The organism is bacterium endosymbiont of Bathymodiolus sp. 5 South (assembly GCF_900128535.1).
In the GTDB taxonomy this organism is placed as follows: Bacteria; Pseudomonadota; Gammaproteobacteria; order PS1; family Pseudothioglobaceae; genus Thiodubiliella.
Map to the genome: position 1 here is coordinate 1 of NZ_FQTR01000423.1, position 841 is coordinate 841.

1 protein-coding gene is annotated in these 841 nt (G+C 46.0%); it reads left to right on the top strand.

All coding sequences use genetic code 11. The features are described 5' to 3' along the window. Positions 1-16: 16 nt before the first annotated feature. On the top strand, positions 17-841 hold an 825-nt coding region (locus BBROOKSOX_RS11955; RefSeq protein WP_139662125.1), incomplete at its 3' end, for a hemagglutinin repeat-containing protein.

Consider the following 841-nt stretch of genomic DNA (forward strand, 5'->3'; position numbering starts at 1 on the left):
CACCCAGCATAAAAACTTGAATGTCTCTTACACGCTATATGGCACTAATTCAAGTAATCTGAGCGGCAGCATCTCCCGAGATTCCAGCACCAGCACCAGCCAACAAACCACCCACAACAACACCAACCTAACTGCCACCAACATCAACCTTAACACCACCCAAGACACCAAAATCAAAGGCGCCAATCTACAAGCCACCAACCAACTCAACATTGACACCAAAAACCTAGAAGTATCCAGCGTACAAAACAAACACAAAGCCAAAACCCGCTCTCAAGGCGCCAGCCTAGGCATCGGCAGCAGTGGCGTTAACTCAGTAGGCTTCAATCAATCCAAAGCTGATGAAAACAGCAAAACAGTACTACTCACCAGCATGACAGCCAAACAAGTCAACATCAACACCCAAGCACACACCCAGCTTACCGGCAGTTTAATCGCTGCCACCGACACAGGCGACAAAGACGGTAACGACAATGGACAACTCAATCTCACCACCAACAGCCTAAGTGCCAGTAGCCTCAACACCACCAGCAACAATAAATCCAACTCAATAGGACTTAACGCAGGTGGCAACGCCAATACCAACTCAGCCAAACTCAACCGTGTCAGCCTTGATTACACCAACAACAAACACAATTCTAAAACCAAAGTCCTAGCCACCCTAGGCAGTGGCAATATCCAAATAGCCGACATCGACCAAAACAATTCCAATTCCAAATCCAAATCCAATTCTAAATCCAATTCTAAATCCAAGTCTAAATCCAAATCCAGCACCAAACTCCTCAACAGAGACATCAAAGACACAGAAGTAAACATCTACAACATAGCCTCTCACAAAGGC